Genomic DNA, 247 nt, shown 5'->3' on the forward strand with positions numbered 1-247 from the left:
CCATAAGCTTATGAAGTTTTTCTTGCCAGTGTTTAAGTTGAACTGCTAAAGGCATTTCTTCCAGCCGTTTTTCATATTCTTTTTCTGTAAGTTTCTTCGGCTGTGGTTTAGGTTTATTAGTGATTGTCTGCGATTGTTCTTGACGTGTGATCCTTAGCCGCTTTTGTCTACGCTTATTTACATTCTCTTCGCTCGTAGTCTTTACAGCCGTAGCCTCTTTTTCAACGGGCTTAGCTGCATTCTGTTC

At 40.5% G+C, this 247-nt stretch carries 1 protein-coding gene; it reads right to left on the bottom strand.

The window, feature by feature from the left end:
* The coding region (locus AACL61_RS08000; protein WP_339111212.1) for a hypothetical protein at positions 1 to 247 on the bottom strand (247 nt) is incomplete at both ends.

It is taken from the genome of Limosilactobacillus reuteri subsp. porcinus (genome assembly GCF_036621895.1).
GTDB lineage: Bacteria > Bacillota > Bacilli > Lactobacillales > Lactobacillaceae > Limosilactobacillus > Limosilactobacillus reuteri_J.